This is a genomic window from Nonomuraea rhodomycinica (genome assembly GCF_013363995.1).
Taxonomy (GTDB): Bacteria; Actinomycetota; Actinomycetes; order Streptosporangiales; family Streptosporangiaceae; genus Nonomuraea; species Nonomuraea rhodomycinica.
In genome coordinates, this window is sequence record NZ_JABWGO010000007.1 from 350,000 (window position 1) to 373,241 (window position 23,242).

Here is a 23,242-nt window from a genome sequence, read left to right on the forward strand (position 1 = left end):
AGATCTAACGGATTCTCGTGAAGGCGATCGCCGATGCATTCATGCCGACGAGAAAGGCCGACTTCGCAATGAAGAGAATCGTCATCCATTTACCCGGAACGGTCCGGCTCACCGGCGCCGCCACCCCGAAGCACGCCGACCCCACCAGGTAGTCGGCTGACAATGGCGGGCGCCGGCCACCGGCCGCCGCCCGCTTCATTTGTGTGCTCCTGCCAGGATGGCCGAGTGTCCTACGAGACCGATGATCTGCCTGGCAGCTGGTACCACCTCAGGGATCCAGAGCGAGCTCGGATGCTGGGAAGTGAGCTGGCGCATGAGTGCGGCAGCAATGAGCATCCCCTGGCGGGACAGCGAGTCGAGGCCGTAGCTCGCTGCGAAGCGTGTGATGACGTGCTGTTCAAGTTGCTTGATCGGCAGAGCTGGGCGATCGTTCATCTCACCTGGCGTAGGGAGACGAATCCGTCCTGGCCGTCATGTGACGTGATGGAGGACTGGTCGGAGGTGCTTGAGAAGCTGGCCGATCGCGGCCACTGACAAGCAGCCGGCAAGCTGCCGGCCCCTGCGGCCGGCAAGATCATTGCACGTATGTCGCACAGCCTCGCTGTCACCGACCACGCTTGGCGCGCTCTTGGGATCGGCGCAGCCGGCGTCGGTACTGGCCGAGGCGGGAGCGCCGTGCCCTGTCCAGGAACCGTGCCTGAGGGTCGGACGCCCACTCGTACAGCTCGAGCTCGAACGGATCGGCGTCAGATGCGATCAGCCTGGCCAATGCATCGCGGTCGCGCTCGATCGAATAGCCATCCGACCTGCCCTCCCGCCATAAGTGCCCGCTGACATCCGTCGCGTCCATCGCTTCAGAGTAGCCGTCTTCCTCGATCATCGCCGGCCAGGCGGTCGCCAGATCGGGTTCCCGTGCCGAACGCCGGGCATGCCGTGGACGTGATGCTCCGTGTGAAGACCCCGAGACGTCTCGGGGTCCTCCGTCGTATCGGGGGGCTCGAACTTGGAACCTACGGAGCAAAAGATCCAGTTCAAGCCGTTCCAGATCGTTCAGTGCAGGTCAGAAGCCGTGCGCGGTCTACCCGCAACGGCTCCGCATGACCTCGTATTGCATCCCGACCCGCAACCCTGACGGCGCCTCGCTGCTCTCAGACGAGTTTGCGATCATGAGTAGATTGCCCAACATGTCGGACTCCTCGTTTCGCTCGATGCGCATGGCGCGCCTCGTCCGTCCTCCCGGCACTCCCGGCATCCGGGAACGGGCCGAGTCCAACGGCCGCAGGATCGGCGGGAGCGGCATGATCTCCTTTCACGTTCGCGAGGCCTATTTCACCCGCGAATCGCGAGGTGGTCGAGGTCGCCCGCGTCTTTGCACAAGACTCGGGAGTCGGCCCGGAGGTTCTCCACCGCCTTGGTGCCGAAGAGCCGGACATCCGGCTCGTCGTCGATGAAGAGGTCGCCGGACCTCAGAGAGCGCGTGCTGTCGCGAGGGTGTCCACGTCGTTCGCCATAGGACGATCTTGGACACCCTCGTTCTCGTCTCCGCAGGCACCCCTTGGACCACACCGCCAGGAGGAAACCAGTGCCATGCCCGCAACCGCTCAGCCCCGAGGAGAAGCTCGCCGACGCGAAGAAGCTGTTGGGCCTCCCGCGTATCGTCGTGATCTGCGGCTCCACCCGTTTCATGACCGAGATGACCGAGGCCGATCTGCGGGAGACCAGAGCCGGAAAGATCGTCGTCAAGCCGGGTTGCGACATGAAGTCGCCGCACGAACTTTGGTCCGATCCTGTCGAGGCCGAGGCGCTGAAGGTTCGACTCGACGATCTGCACCGGGCGAAGATCCGGCTCGCTGATGAGGTGCTCGTGGTCGGCGACTACATCGGAGACAGCACCCGAGCCGAAATCGCCTACGCCCGGTCGCTGGGCAAACCCGTGCGGTTCACGCACCCCGAAGTCGACCCCGACGCCTGACCACCAACCCCACACCCTCCGCAGGCACCCCTTGGAATGTGGAGAGTTCCACGTCATCCGGTGGTCCAGGGCTGAGGAACGAAGCCCTGGACCACCGATCGCCTCCAACTGTCTACGGCGACCGGCCATGCCGTGGCGATCGTTGGCTGCATCTGTGCGGCGGCGTGGCAACCCCGCCCGGTGCGTTCGGTCGGTACGGCGGGGGCGGTGTGCGCTGCCCGGCCCGGTGTCCCGAGGGCCGGGGTACGGCGATGCGCCGCGCCGCCGCATGACCGGCACGCCTACGGCGAACGCCTCCACCGGTGCCCATGCGCGAAGGACTGCTCGAAGGCCAAGCGCACCTCCGGCCGGCGGCACGTGTGCCTGACCGCGTGCCGTACGGACTGCGCCAAGCATCATGGCGAGTGCCCGAAATTCTGCCCGCCGGACTGCGGCAAGCACACGATCGCCCTTCCGCCCCCGCTGATCGCTCTTCTCAAGCTGCACCGGGAAGCGCAGCAGGCCGAACGTGAAGCCGCGGGGGAGAGGTGGCAGGACTGGGATCTCGTCTGGTGCATGCCGGACGGAAGCCCCATCGACGCGGGCGACGACTGGGACGAATGGAAAGGAGACCCTCAAGGAAGCCGACATCGACAAGGACGCTCGCGTTCACGATGCCCGCCACACTGCTGCGACCCTGCTCCTTGAACAGGGTGTGGACATCCGTGTGGTTCAAGCCGTACTCGGCCACTCCCAGCTGACCACGACGAAGCGCTACACCCACATCACGGAAACGCTCGCCACGGAGGCGGCGACACGCATTGGTCGTGCGCTCTGGGAGATCTGATTGCAACCCATATTGCAACCCTGGGCGGATTTCCCGATCGCCAAGAGGGGAGTCCGCGGGGACGTTCGCTGAGTTCCGCCCTCGTTCATCCTCTTGGCTGTACTCGTGGTTGTACGGTCAAAGCACGCTCAGCTTGGGAAGTCTTTCAAGATCATGGCGTCTGAGCAGGGGGAACGCTGATCTGGTCATACGCTGGTCGAGTGGCCCTGAGTTCCCGTGACTCCCCGCTGACCGCTGTAGGAACGGGCACGTAACGGGCACGGCGGAGGACATGCATCACTGAGGCCAGTGGGCATGGGTGACGCGCGGGACCTCTCGTCCGAGAGAAGCATGATTGATCTACGCGGCTTCGGGAACTTGATTCGCCAACTCTTCGTTTTCATGTAAATCGACGCGGAGGATGAATTGGGGAACTAGCTTGGACTGGGGCAAGGGATGGCCTTTTTTGGTGTTCCTGGCTATGTGGCTGGTGGCGGCTTGGGATCTTCCCCGCTTGCCTCATCTATGGCGTACCGGCATTCTCCGATCTCGATGGATGCCGGATATGAACGTATTGCGAATGGATGTTCGCCCACGGAGCTTCCTCCCTCACGTGCTGTCGTGCAACTGTTTTACAGGAGGCCTGTTAGTTCTGGTGGCGGGAGTTGCCTTCAAGATCGCATGGATGGAGGCGACTGGGTGGATCGTATTCGCTCTCACCCTGCCTGCGGCACTACTGCATGCGAGCGTGAACGCTTTCAATCGACCTCGCCTTCTAGTGCCTCCCTTATTGAGAGGTGAGAGAGGCTGGGTCGCTGAACTGCGCGATCGAGGTCGAGGTGAGGGAGCCGAGCGGGCATCGATGGAGGACCTCTTAGACAGCTAGGAGAAGCGACCCGTCATGGATGAACGGGAACTATTCGAGGTGTTCCAGGGTACGGATATTATCGTTACGCCCGGCGAGGTATTGCTTCGCAAAGGCGGCGCAAACCTGTGGCGTGGACGAGAGGCTGTGGGTGGTCGTCTCTGGTTGACCAGTAAATGGCTGGTATTCCGTTCGCACTCTATGAACTTTCAGGCGGGCGTCTGGGCGTGGCCCCTGGAGGAGATCCTCTCGACGGCACCAGTCAACACACTCGTCATCGTGCCGAATGGCATGGAAATTGCGTTACGGAGCGATGAACGAATTAAGTTCGTCGTGCACCGCCGTCGGGAATGGATGAGTGCAATCGCGAAGGCGAAAGAATGATGCCCTTTGCATGTCGTGGCTGAGCGGCACCGCTGCCAGTTCCGGGGCTCAGTACGTTGGAACACCGGTCATCCGGGCACCTGGGGCGCGGACTGTGCGGCGGCGTGGCCGCTTGACCCAGCCACCGGCGAAGTGCTGCCCACCTGGGACCAGGCTCTAGACCGGCTCGACGCCGACCCGGACGCCGAACCCCTGCACGTGGTCCGCTTCGGCCAGCAGCACAACATCCAAGGCGTGCTCGCCGGCACACCGGCGGCCGGCAAGTGGCTGGGCTACCTCACCAAGTACCTGACCAAGAGCCTGGCCGACCCCCTCGAAGCCACCGCCGACAACCCGGCCCGGCGCGAGCACGCCGCCCGCCTCATCGAGGCCCTGCGCACCGAGCCGTGCTCACCCACCTGCGCCAACTGGCTGCACTAGGGCATCCAGCCCAAGAACGCCAAACCCGGAATGGCTCCGGGCCGCTGCCATGGCAAGGCCCACAAGCCCGACCACCTCGGCTACGCCGGACGCCGTGTCCTGGTCTCCCGCAAGTGGTCCAACAAGACCCTCGCCGACCACAAGCAGGACCGCCGCACCTGGGTCCTGGAAGCCCTCGGCCAGACGAGCGAGGCGACCGACCCGCACCGCTGCGTCTGGAACCCCGTCCCGGCGGGAGACGCCAACGTGCCACCCCTCGCGATGCGTCTCCTCCGCTCAGTCGCCGACCGTCAACGCTGGCGAACCCACATGGCACAACTCCAAGCCCAAACAGACGGACAAGATCCTTCGGCAATCGCGGGGAGGGCGGCATGACGAGGCTCCTGCTCACGCCCGTCGAAGCCGCTCGGGCGCTCGGCGTAGGCCGGACCAAGATCTACGAGATCATGGCCTCGGGTGCTTTGGCCTCGGTCAAGATCGGCCGTGCGCGCCCATAGATTTCGGCAACGGCCACCTCATGGTCCGGCAGACGCTCCAGAGGGCGGACGGGAGCCTGCTGCTCGTCGATCCCAAGACTGACCGCTCCCGTCGTACCGTCCCCGTCCCGGAGCCGACGCTCGCGGCGCTCCGCAAGCACAGGCGTGCCCAAGCCGCCGAACAACTGGCGGCGGGGGAGCGGTGGAAGGATCACGGGCTGGTCTTCTCGACGTCGATCGGCACCCCGCTGGAACCCGGGAATCTCAGCACGCGCTGGCGCACGGCAAGGGCCGAGGCCGGCCTCGACTGGTTGCGGCTGCACGATCTCCGCCACGCCTGCGCGTCCTACCTCCTGGCCTGCGGCGCCTCGCCGTGAACGGTTATGAAGACGCTCGGCCACAGTCAGATCGCCTTGACCATGAACGCGTACGCCCATGTGCTCCCCGACATCAGACGAGCGGCCGTCGACGCGGTCGCGAAGCGGCTCTTTGGATGAGCCTCAAAACCACGAAGGGCCGGACTCCCAGAAAATGGGTTCCGGCCCTCTTGGCTGTAAAAGCTGGCTGTACGACCTCGCCAGACAAGATCGAGGAGAGGCGTTTGAGCTGGTAGGGCGCCCGGGGCTCGAACCCGGAACCTACGGATTAAAAGTCCGCAGCTCTGCCAATTGAGCTAACGCCCCATGCACAGCAAGGGTACAGAGACTACCGTCCGGTACGCGACGCCGTTCTCGCCTCATCACAGTAGCGGATCGGCGCCCCGCCCCGGGTCGGGCGGAGGCTTGCGGGAAGCCGCGCCCCGGTTACGGTCGCCGCGGGCGGGGCAGGTCGCGCGGGCGGGCCATCAAGTGGATCACGACTGAGACATCAAGATCAAGAGGATTGATATGTCCTAGTTGGTCCTGGTTTACTCGGTGTTCACATTCTTCACAAAGTTCTCGTGCGTCGCAGTCGAGAGGCAGGGCTGAATGGTCGATGTCAAGACGGAAGCACTGAAGACAGCAGCACGCGACTTCGTCGAGACGCTCCTTCCCATCGCCGAGGACGTCAAGGTCCTCGCCGAGGGCACCACCTTGTCCCCCTACCAGTGGGGGGCGATCGGAGCGCTCACCGTGGCCCGTGATTACGGTCCCGCCCGCGAGTACCAGGTCAAACAGGCCGGCGACTTCGTCGACTGCCTCAACGGCACGTTCGCGGGGCTGCTCAGCGTGGTCGTGCACTACCGCAAGGTCGATCTGGACGCCGCCGAGGCGGCCGGCCAGATCGACAAAGTCACCGACCTGCGGTCGCGGCTGCGGCAGGACGACGCCGACCTCGCGGAGGCGCGGAAGAAGAACCAGGGGCTCACCGACTAGGGAGTTGATCCATGGCTGGCGACGAAGTGTTCACCACCGCCCTCTACGAGGTCGGTGGCCTCGCGGTGATGAAGACCCTGGGCAAGATCGGTCCGTCCTGGGCGAGCACCATGGCCCGTATCGACCTGGCCGGGAAGCTGGCTCGGCCCGCGGCGGGTGCGGCGGCCATCTGGATCATGGCTCAGCCGTGGGACGACGAGCAGATCACCAAGGTGTGGAACGACTGGCGTACCGTCAACCTCAAGCTCATGCACCTGCGGACCAGGGAGTGGGACGGCAAGCTCCAGGCGATCAAGGACGCCTGGCCGGAGGGGGAGGACCGCAAGGCCTTCGACGAGTTCGCCGCCGTCGTCTACCAGGAGATCCAGCAGTTCGAGACGGCCGCCATGCAGATGGCGGCCGCCGTGCAGAACGCCCAGTCGGACATTCACAAGATCGTGAACAACGCCGGCATCATGGTGGACGTCCTGCTGGGCCTGATCATCCTGTCGGAGCTGTTCCAGCTGGTCGGCAAGCAGATCTCCCAGGCGGGGGCAAGCCTGGCCGCGCGTGCCTCCGCCATGGTCGCCGGAAACCCGGCCACTCTCGCGGTCAAGGTGGCCATGACCAAGGCGGCGCACCAGATGGTCACGACGGGGGCCAGGATGCAGAGCACCGCCACGGCCACCAAGGACACCCACGCGATGCTGCTCATGGGTACGACCGTCAACGCGGTGACCGGCATCATGGCCGCCCTGATCTTCAGCCTCGGGAACCTCTCGGCGCTGCACAGCGCGGACAACCAGTTCCCGAGGCCGCAGGCCAACCTCGACAGCAACGGCAACGACGGCAAGATGGACTTCGACGACATCAGGCGGCGCAGCGTGCAGAAGTCCGGAAGCGAGGGCTGGTCTTACATCTGACCCTCCGAAGCCGGCGTCCGAGCCCGCGAACCTGCAGCTGAGCCCGCGAAGCCGACCCGCGAGCCTCAGAAGCCGTCCCGCGAGCCTCAGAGGCGGTACTTGGCGCGCAGCTCCTGCAGGCTGCGCAACGCCTCCGCCACCCCGGGGTCGGATGCCACGCCCATCCCCGGTTCCAGGCGCGGCATCCGCCCCTGCATCGCCTCGTTGAAGACCTCCACCCGGTCGGTGAGCGGCTCCACGATGTCGCTCATCCGCCGGGCGGCGTCCTCGGCGGCCCGCGTGAACGCGTCCATGATGGCCTCGCTCAGCTCCTCCGAGTCGAGGCGCATGGCCCGCGGGTCGATCTTCACGCCGAGCAGCGCGCCTCCCGGCGCCACCTCCACCCGTACGTTGCCGTTCGCCGCCTCTCCTTGTCCGCGCAGTTCGGCGAGCTGCTCCTGCATCCGCTCGAACTGCGAGGCCAGCCTGCCGAAGTCGGTCAGTAACCGGTCCATGTTCGCGTCGCCGGTGTGTCCGCCGCCGGGCATCGTCAACGTGATCTCCTCCGTCCGGATGGAAGATCACCATAACCGCGTGCTCACCGGAACGCGTCGAGCCCCGTGAGGGCCTTGCCCAGCGTCAGCAGGTGCACCTCCTGCGTGCCCTCGTACGTGAGCACGCTCTCCAGGTTGTTCATGTGCCGGATGACCGGATACTCCAGGGTGATCCCGTTGCCGCCCAGGACCGAGCGCGCCTCCCGGGCGATGTCCAGGGCCGCGCGCACGTTCGCCAGCTTGCCGAAGCTGACCTGCTTCGGCTCCAGACGCCCGGCGTCCTTGAGCTCGCCCAGGTGGAAGGCGGTCAGCGACGCCTGCGCCATGCCCACGTACATCCACGCGAGCTTCTCCTGCGTGAGCTGGAACGACGCGATCGGCTTGCCGAACTGCACGCGCGTCTTCGCGTACTCCACCGCGGCCTCCAGGCACGCGCGCGCCGCTCCCACCACTCCCCACAGGATGCCGAAGCGCGCCTCCGACAGGCACGACAGCGGGCCCTTCAGACCCGTCACCCCGGGCAGTACGGCCGAGCCCGGCAGGCGGACGTCGTCGAAGTACAGAGAGGACGTCACCGAGGCCCTCAGGGACAGCTTGCGGTGGATCTCAGGGGCGGAGAAGCCCGGCGTGGAGGTCGGCACGACGAAGCCGCGGATGCCCTCGTCGGTCTGCGCCCACACGACGGCGACGTCCGCGACCGAGCCGTTGGTGATCCACATCTTGGAGCCGTTGAGGATCCAGTCGGACCCGTCGCGCTTGGCGTAGGTGCGCATGCCGGCCGGGTCGGAGCCGTGGTCGGGCTCGGTCAGGCCGAAGCAGCCGATCGCCTCGCCGGCCGCCATCCGCGGCAGCCACTCCTCCTTCTGCTCGTCGGAGCCGTAGCGCCAGATCGGGAACATGGCCAGCGAGCCCTGCACCGACACGAACGAGCGCAGCCCCGAGTCGCCGGCCTCCAGCTCGCGGCAGGCCACGCCGTACGACACGGCGTCGGTGCCGGCGCAGCCGTACCCCTCCAGGTGCATGCCGAGCAGCCCGAGCGAGCCCAGCTCGGGGGCCAGCTCGCGGGCCGGGAACACGCCCTCCTCGAACCAGTCGGCCACGTGCGGCAGGACGCGGTCGGACACGAACGCGGCCACCGTGTCGCGGATCAGCCGCTGATCACCGTTGAGCCGGTCGTCCACGCGCAGCAGGTCGTCCATCGCGATCCTCTCCCCGCACAAGCGCCTACACGTAAGGGGCTACCAGGGTTTCTACAGGGTGATTCCCGATGTGCCAAAGAGGGCCGCGGGGGCACTCTTGAGACATGAACGACAACATCAAGCAGTTGCGCAGGACTCACGACGGCAGGATCATCGCGGGCGTCTGCTCGGGCGTCGGGGAGTACCTCGGCGTCGACGCCAACCTGGTCCGCATCGCGCTCGCGGTGGCGACGCTCTTCGGCGGGGTGGGGGTCGGCCTGTACGCGATCGGCTGGCTGCTCATGCCGGAGCAGGGCAGGGACACCTCGATCGTCCAGGACATGCTGGCCAAGCAGCAGGCCAAGTCCACCTGGCAGACCGGCACCGACAGGCCCGCCTCCTGGGACGACGAGCAGAAGCCCCAGCAGTGATCAGGTGGGCGCCGAGGCGCGGACCCGGCGGGGGCCGTCAGTCCGGGACTCGGTCCAGAGCATGGCCAGCGCGGCCGCGCACGTCACGCCCATGACGCCGGACAGCGCCACCACGAGCTCCGGGCCGAGTCTCTCGGCGGCCAGGCCGCCCACGAGGATCCCGGCGCCCTGTGCGGCCATCAGCCCCGACTGCGCCAGCCCGAACGCCTGCCCGCGCCGCTCGGCGGGCACCCGCTGCACGAACGCGGCGTTGGCCGCGAGCTGGTAGGCCCCGCCCACCCCCGACAGGACCCAGGCCGCCAGCACCACGACCAGCGGCGGCCGCAGCGCGCTGACCGCCAGCGGCAGGCAGCTCAGCACCGCCATCCAGCCCATCAGCCGCAACCGCCGCGACGGCGAGACGAACCTGCTGAACAGGAACGCCCCCAGCACCGTGCCCGTCGGCATCGCCGCCATCAGCAGCCCGGTGACCACCGGGGCGGGCAGCGTGTCGGTGGCCAGAGTCGCCGCGTACGGCGCGGCCAGCCCCTCCGGCAGCACGTAGAACCCGCACAGCCAGGCGAACATCACCAGCGTGCGCAGCCCCTTGTCGCCGAAGACCAGCCGCGCGCCCTCCCTCGTCATCGCCCACATGGACGGCCGCTGGCCCTCGGGCGCCGCCGACGGCCGCCGCCGCACCCCCGAGACCAGGATCAGCGCCGAGCCGAGGAACGTGGCCGCGTCGAGCGCCAGCGCGCGGTACGGGCCCAGCGTGGCGATCACCGCGCCGCCCGCGGCGAAGCCGAGCATCTGGACCGCCTGGTTCGTCATGTTCTGCAGCGCCGTGCCGACGACGTACCGGTCGCCCTCCAGCACCTCCGGCAGCAACGCCGCCCGCGCGGCCGAGAACGGCGCGCCGAGCAGCACCACCAGGAACACCAGGGCGCACAGCACCGGGAACGGCATGCCCGGCAGCGCCATGACGGCCACCAGGACCGCGCGCACCAGGTCGCAGGCCAGCATGACGCCCCGGCGGGCGAACCGGTCGGCCAGCCCGGCCAGCAGCGGGCCGCCGGCGATCGACGGCAGGTAGGTCAGCGCGTAGACGGCGGCGGTGGCGAGCGGCGAGCCGGTGCGGTCGTAGACGAGGACGGCGAGGGCCACCTGGGCGAGCTGGTCGCCGAGGAGGGACAGGCCCTGGCCGTACCAGAGGGCCCGGAACTCGCCGATGGCGAGGACCTCGCCGTAGGTGGCTTGGTGATCTTCAGCACGGCGATGCCGTCCCGGCAGCCGTCGCGTCCGCATGGCCCCCATTGGACTCCGCTGTGCCTGACTCTGAGTATTCAGTACGTCACCTAAGGTGCCTGATCAGGCCACGTACCGCAAGCAGAAGAGGGCAACCGGCGCCCTCGGGGTCACCAGCCCAGTTCGTGCAGGCGCGCGTCGTCGATGCCGAAGTGGTGCCCCACCTCGTGCACCACCGTGATCCGCACCTCCCGTACGACCTGCTCCTCGGTGTCGCAGACCCGGCAGATCGCATTGCGGTAGATCTCGATGCGGTCGGGAAGAACCGCTGAGTACCAGTCGCCACGTTCGGTAAGGGGAATTCCGGTGTACAGGCCCAGAAGGTTGGGTTCGGGCGGATCGTCCACCACCGTGACGACGACGTTGCTCATGACGCGGGTCAGCTCGGGAGGGATCGTGTCCAGCGCCTCGGAGACGAGCTCCTCGAACTTCTCCCGCGTAACCTCGATCACAGATGCCATTCTGCCGCGCGAGGCGGGTAGGCACGTAACCGTATGAACGTCGCTCGCATCCTCCGGACCGTCCTCACGTCCAGAGCGTCGCGGATCGCGGCCGTGCTCGTCGTCGCGGCCGTCGGCGCCTGGCTCGGCATCTTCCTCAGCGGCACCGTACGGGCCCAGGTGGGCCCCGTGGAGACCGGGATGTCGCTGCGCCCGGCCTGGCGCGGCGAGACCGTCGTCGACGCGAGCCCGCTGGGCACGCTCGCCTTCCACACCCACGACGCGCCGCTGCGGCTGCGCATCACCCTGGAGAACATCGACCAGGAGCGCGCCAAGGCCCTCATCGAGGACCCGCGCCTGGCCGACCGGCTGCCCGGCATCATCGAGCGCGACCTGCTCGACGGCGTGCGCGCCCTGGTGATCCGCTCGCTGCTGTGCGCGGGGGCGGGCGCGCTGGTGGCGGGGGTGCTGGTGTTCAGGCGGCCCAAGGTCGCGCTGCTCGGCCTGCTGGCCGCCTCGGTGGGGCTGGCCGGCACGGGGGCGCTGGCGGCGTACACGTTCCGGCCGAACTCGCTGGTCGAGCCGCGCTACTCCGGGCTGATCGCCGCCGCGCCGTCGCTGGTGGGCAGCGCGGAGTCGATCGTGACGAAGTTCGAGTCGTACCGGTCGCAGCTCACCAAGCTCGTGACGAACGTCTCGAAGCTGTACGACACGGTCTCGACGCTGCCGCTGTACGACGGTGACCCGCGCTCGATCCGGGTGCTCCACGTCTCGGACATCCACCTCAACCCGATCGCGTGGAACGTGATCCGGTCCCTGAAGGACCAGTTCGCCGTGGACATGATCATCGACACGGGCGACATCTCCGACCACGGCACCAAGCCCGAGAACAAGTTCGTGGAGGAGATCGGCCGGCTCGGCGTCCCGTACGTCTACATCCGCGGCAACCACGACTCCATGACCACCCAGAAGGCCGTCGCGAAGCAGAAGAACGCCGTCGTTTTGGACGACAGGTCGCAGAGCGTGGGCGGCCTGACCATCTACGGCCTGGGCGACCCGCGCTTCACCCCGGACAAGTCGGTGGCGGTCGACTCCGACCCCGCCAAGCTGGAGCAATGGGGGCGCGACCACCTCGCCAAGGTGGGCAAGCCGGACCTGGTGGCGGTCCACGACGGCATCATCGGCCGCGGCTTCTCCGGCGCCACGCCCATGGTCCTCGCCGGGCACGCGCACGCCCGGTCGACCACCATGCTGCCCACGGGCACGCGCGTCCTCGTCCAGGGCTCCACCGGCGGCGCCGGCCTGCGCGCCCTCGAACACGCCGAGCCGACGCCCGTGCAGGCGTCCGTCCTGTACTTCGACCGGGAGACGAAACGCCTGCGGGCCTGGGACGACATCACCCTCGGCGGGCTGGGGGAGCAATCGGTGTACATCCAGCGTCACGTGGAGGAGAACCCGGGACGTATGATTTCCCCAGCGCCGACGAACGCCCCGACGCCATCGGGAACCGTGAGCGGCACGCGAACGCCGGCCGCCGGCCCGCCACTTTGGCATCAGGGGCAATCGTCCCCTATGCTTCAGAGGTCTCCGACGGAAGGCGACAGGGAAACCTGAGCCCCCATCGTCTAGCGGCCTAGGACACCGCCCTTTCAAGGCGGCGGCACGGGTTCGAATCCCGTTGGGGGCACCGCGAAGCGCCTGGCGCTACCGGGAAAACGGCAGGTCGAAGACCTCCGAAGAACTGGTAAGCTAAGCGAGTCGCAAGGCAAGAACAGCAAGACAAGCAAGGTCCTGTAGAGCAGTTTGGAGTGCTCGCCACCCTGTCAAGGTGGAGGTCGCGGGTTCAAGTCCCGTCAGGACCGCTCTGGGTCAGGTAGCTCAGTTGGTACGAGCGTCCGCCTGAAAAGCGGAAGGTCGGCAGTTCGACCCTGCCCCTGACCACCTTTTTTGATTAGCACGAATGCCCCGCTCATGATCACATGGACGGGGCATATTTGTGTTCGCGTGTCCAACTGGGTGACCACGGTTCCGGAGCGAGCGGGAAGATCTCGTCCATGACCGTCGCGCCTTGCTGCATGACGGGTCGGCTCTGCTTGCGGTGCACCATCTCGGTCATGAGGGTGTCCGTATGGCCGACCAGCCGTGCGATGTGCTCGATCGGGACGTCATGAGCTGAGAGCAGCGATACGCAGCTCCCGGGGTGTCCATTCCGCCATCTCGTTGTCGGTGCCGAACACCCGACTCTCGCTGACATGCCGACGTACCGTACGAAACGGTTCCGTTGCAGGTCCCCCTGCGTCCTGTGCCGAAGCAGGCTTGAGCCGGATGGTCCGCAGCGTGAAGAGACGCTGTCTGCCGCTCGTTGTGGGCGCAGTGACGCATGGTCCGAATGCGTGTCAAGACGCTGAGGATGTTGCCGAGTCGCTCTTTTATGCGTCCTTGAGCGCTCTTGTCACGCTCCAATGCTGGCGTTTGGATCGAGGGGTGACCGCGGTCCACAGGCGGCGGATTTTCAGACATATCCCCTGTATTGCTGCCCGTCCTGCCCAGCCCGGTCCTGTCTGGGCGCCCCGGTCATCGGCCTGCGCTGTCCTCCGGGGAAAGGAGTCGCCACCTTGACCATGCTGGCCTACACCCTCATCACCGACCCGGCGCCCCTGGCTGCGTCAGGGGCCGGGCGGCAGTCCGAGTCCACAGGGACGGTGTACTTGCTCGTCACCAACATCGGGCAGCAGGCGGCGTTCTGGTCCACGATCAGTGTGGAGCTGCCCGTTGGCAACGGCGCCGGCGACCTCACCCCGAACTTCAGCACGATCAAGCCCAAGGGTGAGTGCAGCACGCGGTCGGGCACCCGGTCGTCGGTGAAGGTCCAACCGGGACCACAGGGCTCCAACGCCTTCCAGGCCACCGCCCCTGGCGGCAGAGCGCGGTTCGACCCCGGCGACTACATGGTGCTGACGCTGGAGGACGTCACCGTCGCCCCCACCGCCGGGCTAGCCGTGCTGAAGGTGGCCGAGGCCGCCAGCCGAACCAAGACCGGACGCCTGAGCAGCGGCTTCGCGGCGGTGGCGCTGCTGAAGACCGCTCCGAAGGAGCTCCCCGTGCCGCGCGACTTCCGTCCGGACAAGGCCATGGTGGACGCCGGCGAAGAGCTCACCCTGCGCTGGGAAGGGACTGCCGACTTCGGCTACGAGATCTTGTACCCGGGCGCGCCACAGCCCGTCCCCGTCTCCGGAGGTAGCTGGTCACCGCCCGACGCCCCGAAGCGGGCCACCACCTACATCCTCATCGCCACCGACCCCAACACTCAGCGGCAGCATTTCCTCACCGCGACCGTTCAGGTGCGCAACCCCATCCTGGAAGCTCTCACCGCCATCAAGGGCGTCACCACCCCGTGGGTACAGGGGGCGACCGAGGGGGACGGAGCCTTCACCTTCTCCAAGGGCGCGATGCATGTGCGGCGCGAATCCGGCGCCCAGGAAGGCGGGGCCCTGTACGCCGGCGGCGTCAGAACCGAGCACGTGAGTGGGCCTGATGACGCCGACGGAGACATCACCTTCCTCCCGGGCGAGGTGAAGGTCTGGCGCAATCGCGGCTCCTATGACCGGGGCGCCCTGTACGCCGGCGAGGCCAACCTCAGCGGCATCGCCACCCGGTACGTGAAGGGGCTTGATGACAGCGACGGAATGATCACCTTTCTCCGGGGCGTGGTGCAAGTCGTGAGCGCATTCAACTCCCGGGACCGGGGCATCCTGTACGCCGGCGGCATCAGAACCGAGTACGTGAGCGGGGCCAATGACGTCGACGGAGACATCACCTTCATCCCGGGCGGGGTGAAAGTCTGGACCGCGCGCGGCTCCGGTTTCCCGGGCAACCTGTACGCCAGCATGGCTGAACTCTGGTGCATCTACACCGAATGGGTGGGAGGAAGAAGCAACGACAACGGACGGATCACTTTCCCTGAGGAAGGGATACAGGTCAGCCGGGGAAACGGAGCATATGGAGTCGTGTCCGCCTCCGAGTACCGCCACTACCAATAGTGACGTGTACGCCGGCTCCGTACGCGCGAAGGGGCTTGGGAGCGGGACGGCCCTCGCCTTCAATCATTGAACGAGTTGTAACGGGCGATCCGACCTCAATGCCTTGATCGCATCAGCGCTGCAGGTCCACCCTCGCGTTCCCGGTGCCGCAGCAAGCTTGCCCGCGGATGCTCCGCAGCGTGCCGAGACACAGTGTGGTACAAGCAGCGGATTTCGGATGTGTCACCCGTATCGCTGCCCAGCGCCGTCCTCCAAGAAAATGAGTCGCTATGTCATTGGTTGGACACTCCTTGCCATCCTCGATCGGACTGGGCATGATCATGTCGGTCGTTGGCCGTACGGGAGAACGACTCCTGCCGTTCGCGGAGGCTGGGGGCTGACTTCATCTGCACCGTCGGATGCAGGGACGTGCTTCAGATGATTTCCTGACAGGAGAAAAACATGGCGGAGTCGAGCGACAACCAGAGACATGTCACCGTCGCGCTGAAGACCGTGTACTGCCATAATGCCCAAGGCGTTATGGACGTCGACTTGTTCTACGTCGCGGGCGGAGCGGCCACCGGCCCTCTGTCCGGCTCCAAGAGCATGACGGTCCTGACCGGCCTGGTCGAGATCAACAGCCGTCAGGCAAAGCTTCTCGCTGGTGATGATTGTGTGATCTTCGACGGTAACGTACATGTCGATGACTTCGTCGAATTCGGCCTTCAATTTCGGAGCTCGAACGCCGATGTCGATGAGGGCGATTTCGATGACAAGTACCCGGCGTCGGTTTCGGCGCTCACCGCAGACGTCGGAGCTGGAGCCGGCTCCGCGAACGCTTCCGTCAAGGGCGCGGTCGCGGGAGCGATCCTTGCCGCCACGCCGCTGGCTCTTGCCCGGGTTCAGGCTCGGGCGAGCATCTACGAGGACGACGTCCTCGGGACGGTGCAGAAGAGAGTGAATGTAGTCGATTACCCGGATGGGCGCAGCGGGCCGTTCAAGTGGAAGTTCGCGGATAAGTACCCGATCACCCTTGCAGACACAGGGGAACTCGGGTGGAGCGAGTGGGACTACGAGATCGAATACACCATCGATGTGGGTCCCGCGCGGTGACCTGAGTTTCGGACAGCTTCGACGTGTTCGCCATGACCGCGTGCCAGACATCGGCATCGGTTGAGCCGCCTGGCCCGCGCCGTGCGCGGCCGGCGGCAAGGCCCTCCTCCATCGGGCCTTGCCGCCGGGTGTCCGTGGCTCAGGTGACAGCAGCGCTGACAGCGACGTCCCCACACGCCGACGCATCCGCAGCACCGTCCACACACGCCTGACCACGGGCTCGATCACCCGAGCAGGGTGATGGCTTCACCTGAGAAGCGGAAGGTCGGCAGTTCGGCGCTGCCCCTGACCACCTTCTTGAACAGCCGAGATGCCCGAAGGGATTACCGCTCCGGGGCGTTTTCGTGTTCTGTGACAGCAACGTCGCGGTGGAGCATCCGCTGGACCATGGCATGAGTCCCGCTCATCTCGCCGTTGAAATGGATGACGCTGAGGGGCTTCAAGGGCTCCTCGATGAAGGTGTCGGCGCTCATGAAGAGCACCATGGAATCACGCTGCGTCACCACGCGATGTTTCGTGCCGCCTGCGGCCCCAAAGTCGCCAAGCTGATCGCTTCCGCTCTGGTAGGACCGCCGGCGATCTCGGCCTTCTATCGACTGCGTCTGCTCAGGTCAGGAGGACAGTGGGTGCCGGCCGACCGCCCTCCTGGCTCGAACGCGCGCTGGCCGGGCGCGTCCCCCGGCCGGGATCGGTTCAGCTCCAGAGGAATGACTGGTTGTAGTCGCCGTGGCACCTCCACGTCTGGATCGGGGTGCCGTTGTGCGGGCGTTCCGTGGTGTGCAGCCTGACTCGCGCGTCGAGACACTTGTTGTTCATCCGGCTGCGGATGGTGCGGTAGCCGGACTTGCTGTACTTGGAACCGCCCAGGTACCACTGCTGGTTCGAGTTTCCGCTGCACTTCCACATCTGCATGACGGCCGCGTTCTTGCCGTTGAAGTCCTTGATGTCGAGGCACTTGCCGTTGAGCGTGCTGCGGATGCTGCCGTCGCCGCCCATGGTCCAGAGCTGGTTGGCGTTGTGGTTGCACTTCCACAGCTGGACTGTGGCCGCGTTCTTGCCGTTGAAGTCCTTGACGTCCAGGCAGAGGTCGTAGTTGGCCAGCTTGAGCCGCTTGCCGGCGGACGCCTCGGCCGGCGTGGCCATGAGCGCGGCCCCCGAAGCGACCACGGCGAGCACCGTGCCGAACTTCACCAGCAGGTTTCTTGTCATCTTCGTCCCCGTCTCTTCAGCGAGTGATGATCACTCCCTGCGTGAGATGCGGCGCGTTAAGCATTGGTTCACGGGAGATTGCGGAGCTCGTTCAGGCCGGACGGTCCACGCCTGTCCCGTCAAGGGCGGCCCTGTCACATCCGTCGCGTTTCGCGGGTCTACCGTTCGTACCTGCGAGAGAGGAACGTGACCACAGTGGACGAACGGGACTGGCTGACCAGGCGTTTCGAGGAGGAACGGCCGCATCTGCGCGCGGTGGCCTACCGGATGCTCGGCTCGGTGAGCGAGGCCGAGGACGCCGTGCAGGACGCCTGGCTGCGGCTCGACCGCGCCGACACCCGTGACGTCGACAACCTCGGGGCGTGGCTGACCACCGTGGTGGCGCGGGTGTGCCTGAACGTGCTGCGCTCGCGCGAGCACCGGCGCGAGGACCCGCTCGACGTGCGCGTCCCCGATCCGATCATCGGCCCGGAGGAGGGCGCCGATCCGGAGCACGAGGCGGTGCTGTCCGACTCGGTCGGGCTGGCGATGCTCGTGGTGCTGGAGACGCTGACGCCGGCCGAGCGGCTCGCGTTCGTGCTGCACGACATGTTCGCAGTGCCGTTCGAGGAGATCGCTCCGATGATCGACCGGTCGCCGGCCGCGGCGAGGCAGCTCGCGAGCCGGGCGCGCCGCCGGGTGCGCGGCCAGGCACCCTCTCCCGACCCCGATCTCGGGCGGCAGCGCGACGTGGTGAACGCGTTCCTGGCCGCCGCCCGCGACGGCGACTTCGACGGGCTCGTGGCCGCGCTGCACCCGGACGTCGTGCTGCGCTCGGACGGCGGCACCACGCGTGGCCGCCACACGGTGCTGATCTCCGGCGCGCGGGCGGTGGCCGCGCAGGCGGTCACGTTCGGACGGCTCTCGCCGTTCGCGCGGCCGGTGCTGATCAACGGGTCGGCCGGTGTGGTCGTCGCGGCGGAGGGGCGGCGGCCGGTGTCCGTGATGGCGTTCACGGTCGCGGGCGGCCGGATCGTCGCCATCGACGTGCTGTCCGACCCCGAGCGGCTGAACGGGCTCGATCTCACGGCGCTGGAGGATTGAGCCGCGGTACGCGCATCCGTGGTTGACAGGTTAGTGAACACTCACTCATGCTGGGCTGGTTAGTTAGTACTCACTATCCGAGCTGTCCGGGCCGACCTGGCTGAGGTGCGTCATGAGAATCACTGTGTTCGGCGCCTCCGGGCGCACGGGGTGGCGAGTGGTCGGGCAGGCGCTGGAAGCCGGCCACGAGGTGACGGCCGTGGTCAGGGACCCCGCCGCCCTGGAGCGCCACGGCCTCCGCGGCCCCCGCCTCACCGTGGTCCGGGCGGACGTCATGGACCCCGCGGCGATCGGGCCGGCCGTCGCGGGACGCGACGCGGTGGTGTCGGCCATCGGCCCGCGCGGGCGGGGCCCCACCACCGTGTGCGCCGACGCCACGGCCTCGATCATCGAGGCGATGACCGCCGAAGAGGTGCGCCGGCTCGTCGTGGTCAGCGCCAGCGGCTTCGTCCGGGAGGGCGACGGGCCGCTCACCCGCCTGGTGGCCAAGCCGATCCTCAACCGCGTGCTCAGGCACGCCTTCGCCGACATGCGGCACATGGAGGAGCTCGTACGGGCGAGCGGGCTCGACTGGACGATCGTCCGCCCGCCGCAGCTCACCGAGGGGCCGCGTACCGGCGCCTACCGCAGCGCCGTCGACCGGAACGTGCGCGGCGGCGTGCGGGTGTCACGCGCCGACCTGGCCGACTGCGTGCTGCGGTGCCTGGACGAGCGCGGGCCCCTCCACGCGGCCCTGGCGATCGGCGACTGACCTCGCGCGTCAGAACGCGGGCGAGCCCAGGTCGCGGACCACGGCGGCCAGGGCGCGGATGACGTCGTCCTCCGCCTCGCCGCGCCACACCAGGCCGAAGCTGAAGCGCTCCATGCCGGTGAGGGGCAGCCACAGCACGTCGGGCCGGGCCCAGTAGCGGGCGCTGTGAGCGGGGAAGACGTTGACGATCTCGCCGGTGCTGACGAGGGTGAGGATGTCGTCGGCGGACGTGACGAGCGGGCCGCGTTCGATGGGACGTCCGCCCGGGGTGTGGGAGGGGACGAAGGACGACTCCCAGTAGTCGGGGACCGACGTCGTGCCGGAGTGCTGGAAGTCGGCGATGCTCTCGACCGTGACGGACGGCCGCGCGGCGAGCGGGTGGTCGAGGGCCACGGCCAGCACCCGCTCGTCGGTGAAGAGGACCGGCCCCATGACGAGGTCCGGCTCCGCGATGGGCAGCCAGGTGACGAGGACGTCCACCTCGCCCCTGCGCAGCCCGCCGAAGGGGTCCACGAAGGGGGCGTGCCGGAAGCGCAGCTCCCACCCCGGGTGGCGGGCGCGGAAGGCGTCCCAGTACGGGCGCAGGTCGTGGCCGTTGCCGTTCATCGCGCCGATCCGGAGGGTGGCCGTGACGCCGCCGGCGGCGGCCCGCGCCCGCCGCATCGTGTCGCGCAGGGCGAGGCGGATCGGCTGGAGCTCGTCGCGGAGCTGCCGGCCGAGGGGGGTCAGCCGCACGGTGCGGCTGTTCCGCTCGAAGAGCAGGCCGCCGAGGTCGCGCTCCTGCTTCTTGATCGCCTGGCTGATCCGGGCGGGGGTGAGGCGCATCCGCTCGGCCGTGCGTCCGAAGTGCAGCTCCTCCGCCAGGGTCAGGAAGATCTCGATGTCGCGCAGCTCCATGATCCCTCTGGATCGTTAACTCCGGATTGACGCACCGTTGCGGGACTCGTCGTTGTTCCAGCCAGGCACCCTAGCCGATGCTGGGGGCCTTGTCGGAATCCTCCCTGTTCGTAGGAGTGGAACGTGAAGGTCCTCATCTCCGGTGCCAGTGTCGCCGGGCCCGCCCTGGCGTACTGGCTGCACCGCCACGGGTTCGAGGTGACGGTGGTGGAGCGCGCCCCGGCGCTGCGCGACAGCGGGTACGCGGTGGACTTCCGCGGCGCCGCGTTCGACGTGCTGGACGGGATGGGCGTCCTGGAGGAGGTGCGCGGGCACGAGACCATGATGCGCGGCACCGATCTCGTGGACGACGAGGGGCGCAAGATCGGGGAGCTGCCGGTCGAGGCGTTCGCCGGCGACCTGGAGGTGCCGAAGCGTGAGCTGACCGCGATCCTGCACCGGCTCACCGCGGGGGGCGTCCGCTACGTGTTCGGCGACTCCATCAGCCGGATCACGCAGGACGGCTCGGGCGCGCGGGTGGAGTTCGAGCGCGGCGAGCCCGCCGTCTTCGACCTCGTCGTCGGGGCCGACGGCGTGTACTCCACGGTGCGGCGGCTGGCGTTCGGCCCGCACGAGCGGTTCGTCCGCCACCTCGGCATGTCCGGAGCCGGCTTCACCACGGCCAACCACCTGGCCCTCGACCACAGGGGAGTGCTCCAGACCGCCCCGGGCAGGGCCGTCTACCTGTTCAGCGCGGCCGACCCCGCCCGGATGACGGTCAGCATGTCCTTCGGCACCGACTCGGCGCGGCTCGACCTCATGGAGCGCGACCGCCAGGAAGAGATCGTGCGCGAGCGCATGGCGGGGGCGGGCTGGGTGGTGCCGCGCCTGGTGGAGGACATGGCCTCCGCCTCCGACTTCCTGTTCTCCTCGGCGTGCCAGGTGGAGATGGAGCGCTGGTCGGACGGCCGCGTCGTGCTGGTCGGCGACGCCGGGTACTGCGCCGCGCCGACCTCGGGCATGGGCACCTCGCAGGCCCTCATCGGCGCGCACACGCTGGCCCGGCACCTGGCCGCCTCGGCCGGCGACCACGCCGCCGCGTTCCTGGCGTACGAGGAGGAGCTGCGGCCGTACGTGGCGGAGAACCAGAAGCACGGCCGCGAGGCCGTCGCCATGTTCGGCGGGTGACCCGGGAGGCCGGCGGGACCCTTTTTCTCCGGCCCTTTTCTCCGGTCGTCGGGAATCCAGGGGAAAACCGGGCTGGGAAACGGGATGGGGCTGTGGTTTCCTTGCCGCGTGCGTGGTGATCTTCTGGATCTCGTTCTGCTCGCCATGGCGATCGGATTCGGCGTCTCGGGTTACCGGCAGGGATTCGTCCTCGGGGTGATGAGTTTCGTCGGTTTCGTCGGCGGGTGCGTGTTCGGCGTGTACGTCGCGCCGCCCGTCGCCGCGGCGCTGGTCGACGGGGACGTCATGGAGACCCTGGTCGCGGTCGTGGTCGTGCTGGTCGCGGCCATCCTGGGCCAGCTCGTCTGCTCCACGCTGGGCGCCGTGGCGCGCTCCTATGTGCGGGAACAACAGCGGGCCAGGCTGCTGGACGCGGTGGGCGGCACAATGGCCGGAGTCCTGTCGGTGCTCGTCATTTCCTGGATGGTGGGCAGCCTGCTGGTCTCCAGCACATTCACACTGGTCGTGGAGCAGATTCGCGGCTCGCTGTTATTGTCGGCCGTCGACCACGCGATGCCCGACGGCGTGCGCGCGTGGCAGAAACCGTTCAAGAAATTCATCGACCGGTCGGAATTCCCGCCCGTGCTCGACGCCATCAGGGGCGACGCCACCGTCGACGTGCGCGCGCCCGACCCGGCGGTGCTGAACGCCGCCGGGCTCCAGCAGGCGCGTCCGGGCATCGTGCAGGTGCGGGGCACCGCGCGCTCCTGCAACAAGCAGATCGAGGGCACCGGATTCGTGTTCGCGCCCGACCACGTCATGACCAACGCGCACGTCGTCGCGGGCGTGGACACCGCGCTCCAGATCATCGACCACACCGGGCAGTCGCGCCCGGCCACGGTGGTGCGCTTCAACCCGCGACGCGACGTCGCGGTCCTCTACGTGCCGAACGCCGGCCTGCCACCGCTCGCCTTCCACGGCGAGGCCGCCAAGGGCGACGACGCCATCGTGGCCGGCTATCCCCAGGGGCAGGGGTACGCGCCGAGCCCCGCCCGGATCGCCGCCCGGCAGAAGACCCCCATCCCCGACATCTACCGCGAGGCCGACGTGACGCGGGACGTCTACCTGATCCGCGGCTCGGTCCGGCCGGGCAACTCCGGAGGGCCGCTGCTCACCCCCGGCGGCCAGGTGCTGGGCGTCGTCTTCGCCGCCGTGACCGGCAAGGCGGAGACGGCGTACGCGCTGACCGCCTCGGAGGTGTCCGCCGAGGCCCGCCTGGCCGCCACCGCCACCGCGCCCGCCGGCACCCGCGGGTGCGACTAGCTCGGCCCGGCTGCACCATCCGGTGTAGCGCGTACCCCGAACGGTGCGTCCCCGGATGACGGCCGACGGAGGACGCGGAGCGGCCGCGGCGCGCCCTAACGTTGCGCCGGCGAGCTCCGAACCGGGATCGCCCTACGCACTCACGGAGGAACCACCATGACGAGAACATCCATCGCCGCGGTCACCGGGCTGCTCCTGACGGCGGGGCTGCTGGGATCGGGAACCGTCACCGCGTCGGCCGCCGACAGGGCGGCGCAGGCTCCCGCCTCCGCCGCGGCCACGGTGGCCGCGCCGAAGCCGCCGAAGGGCGCCAGGGCGGTGGTCCAGGTCAGCCCCAACCCGACGACCAGGCGCGGCCAGGAGATCACGATCACCGGCGACTGCGGGGGAGGCGAGAAGCTGAAGGCCGTGATCGGCGGGCTCACGCAGCGACCGATCCTGACGAACATCCGCATCATCGACGACAACCCGAAGGGATTCGTGGCGAAGGCCACCCTCTCCCGCGAGATCGGCAACGGGGTCGGCCCCATCATGGTGGACTGCGGCGGCGAGGCGGGCGTGACCCTCCTGGTCACCCACGTCTGACCCTCCTGGTCGCCGACGTCTGACCCTCATGGTCACCTACGTCTGACTCCCCTGGGACCCACGCGGAAAGG

General features: G+C 67.9%; 27 protein-coding genes, 4 tRNA genes and 1 pseudogene. 21 read left to right on the forward strand and 11 right to left on the reverse strand.

Annotation, left to right across the window (positions count from 1 at the left end):
- Positions 1 to 4 precede the first annotated feature (4 nt).
- On the reverse strand, positions 5 to 199 hold the full coding sequence (locus HT134_RS27790) for a hypothetical protein (protein WP_175603397.1): 195 nt from the start codon (positions 197 to 199) through the stop codon (positions 5 to 7).
- Between the two features lie 26 nt (positions 200 to 225).
- On the opposite strand from HT134_RS27790, the gene HT134_RS27795 reads away from it, so the two are divergent.
- A complete protein-coding gene (locus tag HT134_RS27795; RefSeq protein ID WP_175603398.1) occupies positions 226 to 534 on the forward strand; it encodes a hypothetical protein in 309 nt (102 codons plus the stop codon).
- A 70-nt stretch (positions 535 to 604) separates the two neighbouring features.
- On the opposite strand, the gene HT134_RS27800 is transcribed toward HT134_RS27795, so the two are convergent.
- Positions 605 to 880, reverse strand: coding sequence for a hypothetical protein (locus HT134_RS27800; RefSeq protein WP_246365537.1), 276 nt, complete (start codon positions 878 to 880; stop codon positions 605 to 607).
- Between the two features lie 702 nt (positions 881 to 1,582).
- Between HT134_RS27800 and HT134_RS27805 the strand changes: the two genes are divergently transcribed.
- The 6 genes and pseudogenes from HT134_RS27805 (at position 1,583) to HT134_RS27830 (ending at position 5,299) form a co-directional block, all read left to right on the forward strand.
- The gene (locus HT134_RS27805) at positions 1,583 to 1,972 is read left to right on the forward strand and encodes a hypothetical protein (protein ID WP_175603399.1); all 390 of its coding nucleotides are present in this window, start codon (positions 1,583 to 1,585) and stop codon (positions 1,970 to 1,972) included.
- Between the two features lie 508 nt (positions 1,973 to 2,480).
- Positions 2,481 to 2,798 carry a tyrosine-type recombinase/integrase gene (locus HT134_RS47775; RefSeq protein WP_175603400.1) on the forward strand — a complete coding sequence of 106 codons (318 nt, stop codon included), beginning with the start codon at positions 2,481 to 2,483 and terminating at the stop codon, positions 2,796 to 2,798.
- An 880-nt stretch (positions 2,799 to 3,678) separates the two neighbouring features.
- Entirely contained in the window at positions 3,679 to 4,026 is a 348-nt protein-coding gene (locus tag HT134_RS27815) for a GRAM domain-containing protein (protein WP_175603401.1), read from the forward strand.
- A 15-nt stretch (positions 4,027 to 4,041) separates the two neighbouring features.
- Positions 4,042 to 4,821 (forward strand): annotated as a pseudogene (locus HT134_RS27820) (replication initiator).
- Positions 4,818 to 4,943, forward strand: a complete 126-nt coding sequence (locus HT134_RS27825) for a helix-turn-helix domain-containing protein (protein ID WP_217708412.1) — start codon at positions 4,818 to 4,820, stop codon at positions 4,941 to 4,943. Before HT134_RS27820 ends, HT134_RS27825 begins: the two are co-directional and overlap by 4 nt.
- Positions 4,944 to 4,963: 20 nt before the next feature.
- On the forward strand, positions 4,964 to 5,299 hold the full coding sequence (locus HT134_RS27830; RefSeq protein WP_175603402.1) for a tyrosine-type recombinase/integrase: 336 nt from the start codon (positions 4,964 to 4,966) through the stop codon (positions 5,297 to 5,299).
- Positions 5,300 to 5,529: 230 nt separating this feature from the next.
- Here the strand turns inward: HT134_RS27830 and HT134_RS27835 are convergent.
- Positions 5,530 to 5,605 (reverse strand) — tRNA-Lys (locus HT134_RS27835).
- Positions 5,606 to 5,890: 285 nt separating this feature from the next.
- On the opposite strand from HT134_RS27835, the gene HT134_RS27840 reads away from it, so the two are divergent.
- Together HT134_RS27840 and HT134_RS27845 are read left to right on the forward strand one after the other, a co-directional pair.
- Positions 5,891 to 6,277, forward strand: a complete 387-nt coding sequence (locus HT134_RS27840) for a hypothetical protein (RefSeq protein ID WP_175603403.1) — start codon at positions 5,891 to 5,893, stop codon at positions 6,275 to 6,277.
- An 11-nt stretch (positions 6,278 to 6,288) separates the two neighbouring features.
- Positions 6,289 to 7,179, forward strand: coding sequence for a hypothetical protein (locus HT134_RS27845; protein WP_175603404.1), 891 nt, complete (start codon positions 6,289 to 6,291; stop codon positions 7,177 to 7,179).
- 86 nt (positions 7,180 to 7,265) lie between these two features.
- Here the strand turns inward: HT134_RS27845 and HT134_RS27850 are convergent, their stop codons facing one another.
- A complete protein-coding gene (locus HT134_RS27850) occupies positions 7,266 to 7,706 on the reverse strand; it encodes a YbaB/EbfC family nucleoid-associated protein (RefSeq protein ID WP_246365650.1) in 441 nt (146 codons plus the stop codon).
- A 50-nt stretch (positions 7,707 to 7,756) separates the two neighbouring features.
- Complete coding sequence (locus tag HT134_RS27855; protein WP_175603406.1) at positions 7,757 to 8,911, reverse strand: acyl-CoA dehydrogenase family protein; 1,155 nt, start codon at positions 8,909 to 8,911, stop codon at positions 7,757 to 7,759.
- Between the two features lie 104 nt (positions 8,912 to 9,015).
- On the opposite strand from HT134_RS27855, the gene HT134_RS27860 reads away from it, so the two are divergent.
- On the forward strand, positions 9,016 to 9,321 hold the full coding sequence (locus tag HT134_RS27860; RefSeq protein ID WP_175603407.1) for a PspC domain-containing protein: 306 nt from the start codon (positions 9,016 to 9,018) through the stop codon (positions 9,319 to 9,321).
- Here the strand turns inward: HT134_RS27860 and HT134_RS27865 are convergent, their stop codons facing one another.
- Positions 9,322 to 10,605 carry an MFS transporter gene (locus HT134_RS27865; protein WP_312888483.1) on the reverse strand — a complete coding sequence of 428 codons (1,284 nt, stop codon included), beginning with the start codon at positions 10,603 to 10,605 and terminating at the stop codon, positions 9,322 to 9,324.
- 110 nt (positions 10,606 to 10,715) lie between these two features.
- Positions 10,716 to 11,066: a metallopeptidase family protein gene (locus HT134_RS27870; RefSeq protein ID WP_217708413.1), complete on the reverse strand. Its 351-nt coding sequence runs from the start codon at positions 11,064 to 11,066 to the stop codon at positions 10,716 to 10,718.
- A gap of 33 nt (positions 11,067 to 11,099) precedes the next feature.
- Here HT134_RS27870 and HT134_RS27875 point away from each other — a divergent pair, with 33 nt between their 5' ends.
- From HT134_RS27875 to HT134_RS27890, 4 genes are all read left to right on the forward strand, one after another.
- Complete coding sequence (locus tag HT134_RS27875) at positions 11,100 to 12,659, forward strand: metallophosphoesterase family protein (RefSeq protein ID WP_217708414.1); 1,560 nt, start codon at positions 11,100 to 11,102, stop codon at positions 12,657 to 12,659.
- Positions 12,660 to 12,732, forward strand: a tRNA-Glu gene (locus HT134_RS27880).
- A 100-nt stretch (positions 12,733 to 12,832) separates the two neighbouring features.
- Positions 12,833 to 12,907 (forward strand) — tRNA-Asp (locus HT134_RS27885).
- Between the two features lie 5 nt (positions 12,908 to 12,912).
- Positions 12,913 to 12,986 (forward strand) — tRNA-Phe (locus HT134_RS27890).
- 34 nt (positions 12,987 to 13,020) lie between these two features.
- Here the strand turns inward: HT134_RS27890 and HT134_RS27895 are convergent.
- Positions 13,021 to 13,161 (reverse strand): hypothetical protein, encoded by a 141-nt coding sequence (locus tag HT134_RS27895; protein WP_175603410.1) that lies wholly within the window; start codon positions 13,159 to 13,161, stop codon positions 13,021 to 13,023.
- Between the two features lie 499 nt (positions 13,162 to 13,660).
- Here HT134_RS27895 and HT134_RS27900 point away from each other — a divergent pair, with 499 nt between their 5' ends.
- Positions 13,661 to 15,085 carry a hypothetical protein gene (locus HT134_RS27900; protein ID WP_175603411.1) on the forward strand — a complete coding sequence of 475 codons (1,425 nt, stop codon included), beginning with the start codon at positions 13,661 to 13,663 and terminating at the stop codon, positions 15,083 to 15,085.
- Positions 15,086 to 15,526: 441 nt separating this feature from the next.
- Positions 15,527 to 16,177, forward strand: coding sequence for a hypothetical protein (locus HT134_RS27905; RefSeq protein ID WP_175603412.1), 651 nt, complete (start codon positions 15,527 to 15,529; stop codon positions 16,175 to 16,177).
- A 323-nt stretch (positions 16,178 to 16,500) separates the two neighbouring features.
- Here HT134_RS27905 and HT134_RS27910 read toward each other — a convergent pair whose 3' ends face one another.
- Together HT134_RS27910 and HT134_RS27915 are read right to left on the reverse strand one after the other, a co-directional pair.
- Positions 16,501 to 16,650, reverse strand: coding sequence for a hypothetical protein (locus tag HT134_RS27910; RefSeq protein ID WP_175603413.1), 150 nt, complete (start codon positions 16,648 to 16,650; stop codon positions 16,501 to 16,503).
- Positions 16,651 to 16,870: 220 nt separating this feature from the next.
- Entirely contained in the window at positions 16,871 to 17,386 is a 516-nt protein-coding gene (locus HT134_RS27915; RefSeq protein WP_175603414.1) for an RICIN domain-containing protein, read from the reverse strand.
- A gap of 195 nt (positions 17,387 to 17,581) precedes the next feature.
- Between HT134_RS27915 and sigJ the strand changes: the two genes are divergently transcribed.
- Together sigJ and HT134_RS27925 are read left to right on the forward strand one after the other, a co-directional pair.
- Positions 17,582 to 18,469, forward strand: coding sequence for an RNA polymerase sigma factor SigJ (gene sigJ / locus HT134_RS27920; protein WP_175603509.1), 888 nt, complete (start codon positions 17,582 to 17,584; stop codon positions 18,467 to 18,469).
- Positions 18,470 to 18,581: 112 nt separating this feature from the next.
- Positions 18,582 to 19,220, forward strand: coding sequence for an NAD(P)-dependent oxidoreductase (locus HT134_RS27925; RefSeq protein WP_175603415.1), 639 nt, complete (start codon positions 18,582 to 18,584; stop codon positions 19,218 to 19,220).
- Between the two features lie 9 nt (positions 19,221 to 19,229).
- On the opposite strand, the gene HT134_RS27930 is transcribed toward HT134_RS27925, so the two are convergent.
- Positions 19,230 to 20,117, reverse strand: coding sequence for a LysR family transcriptional regulator (locus tag HT134_RS27930; protein WP_175603416.1), 888 nt, complete (start codon positions 20,115 to 20,117; stop codon positions 19,230 to 19,232).
- Positions 20,118 to 20,240: 123 nt separating this feature from the next.
- On the opposite strand from HT134_RS27930, the gene HT134_RS27935 reads away from it, so the two are divergent.
- The 3 genes from HT134_RS27935 to HT134_RS27945 all read left to right on the forward strand — a co-directional run bounded on the left by HT134_RS27935 (position 20,241) and on the right by HT134_RS27945 (position 23,171).
- A complete protein-coding gene (locus HT134_RS27935; protein WP_175603417.1) occupies positions 20,241 to 21,284 on the forward strand; it encodes an FAD-dependent monooxygenase in 1,044 nt (347 codons plus the stop codon).
- Positions 21,285 to 21,392: 108 nt separating this feature from the next.
- Positions 21,393 to 22,586: a MarP family serine protease gene (locus HT134_RS27940; RefSeq protein ID WP_175603418.1), complete on the forward strand. Its 1,194-nt coding sequence runs from the start codon at positions 21,393 to 21,395 to the stop codon at positions 22,584 to 22,586.
- A gap of 156 nt (positions 22,587 to 22,742) precedes the next feature.
- Positions 22,743 to 23,171, forward strand: coding sequence for a hypothetical protein (locus HT134_RS27945; protein ID WP_175603419.1), 429 nt, complete (start codon positions 22,743 to 22,745; stop codon positions 23,169 to 23,171).
- Positions 23,172 to 23,242: the final 71 nt, after the last annotated feature.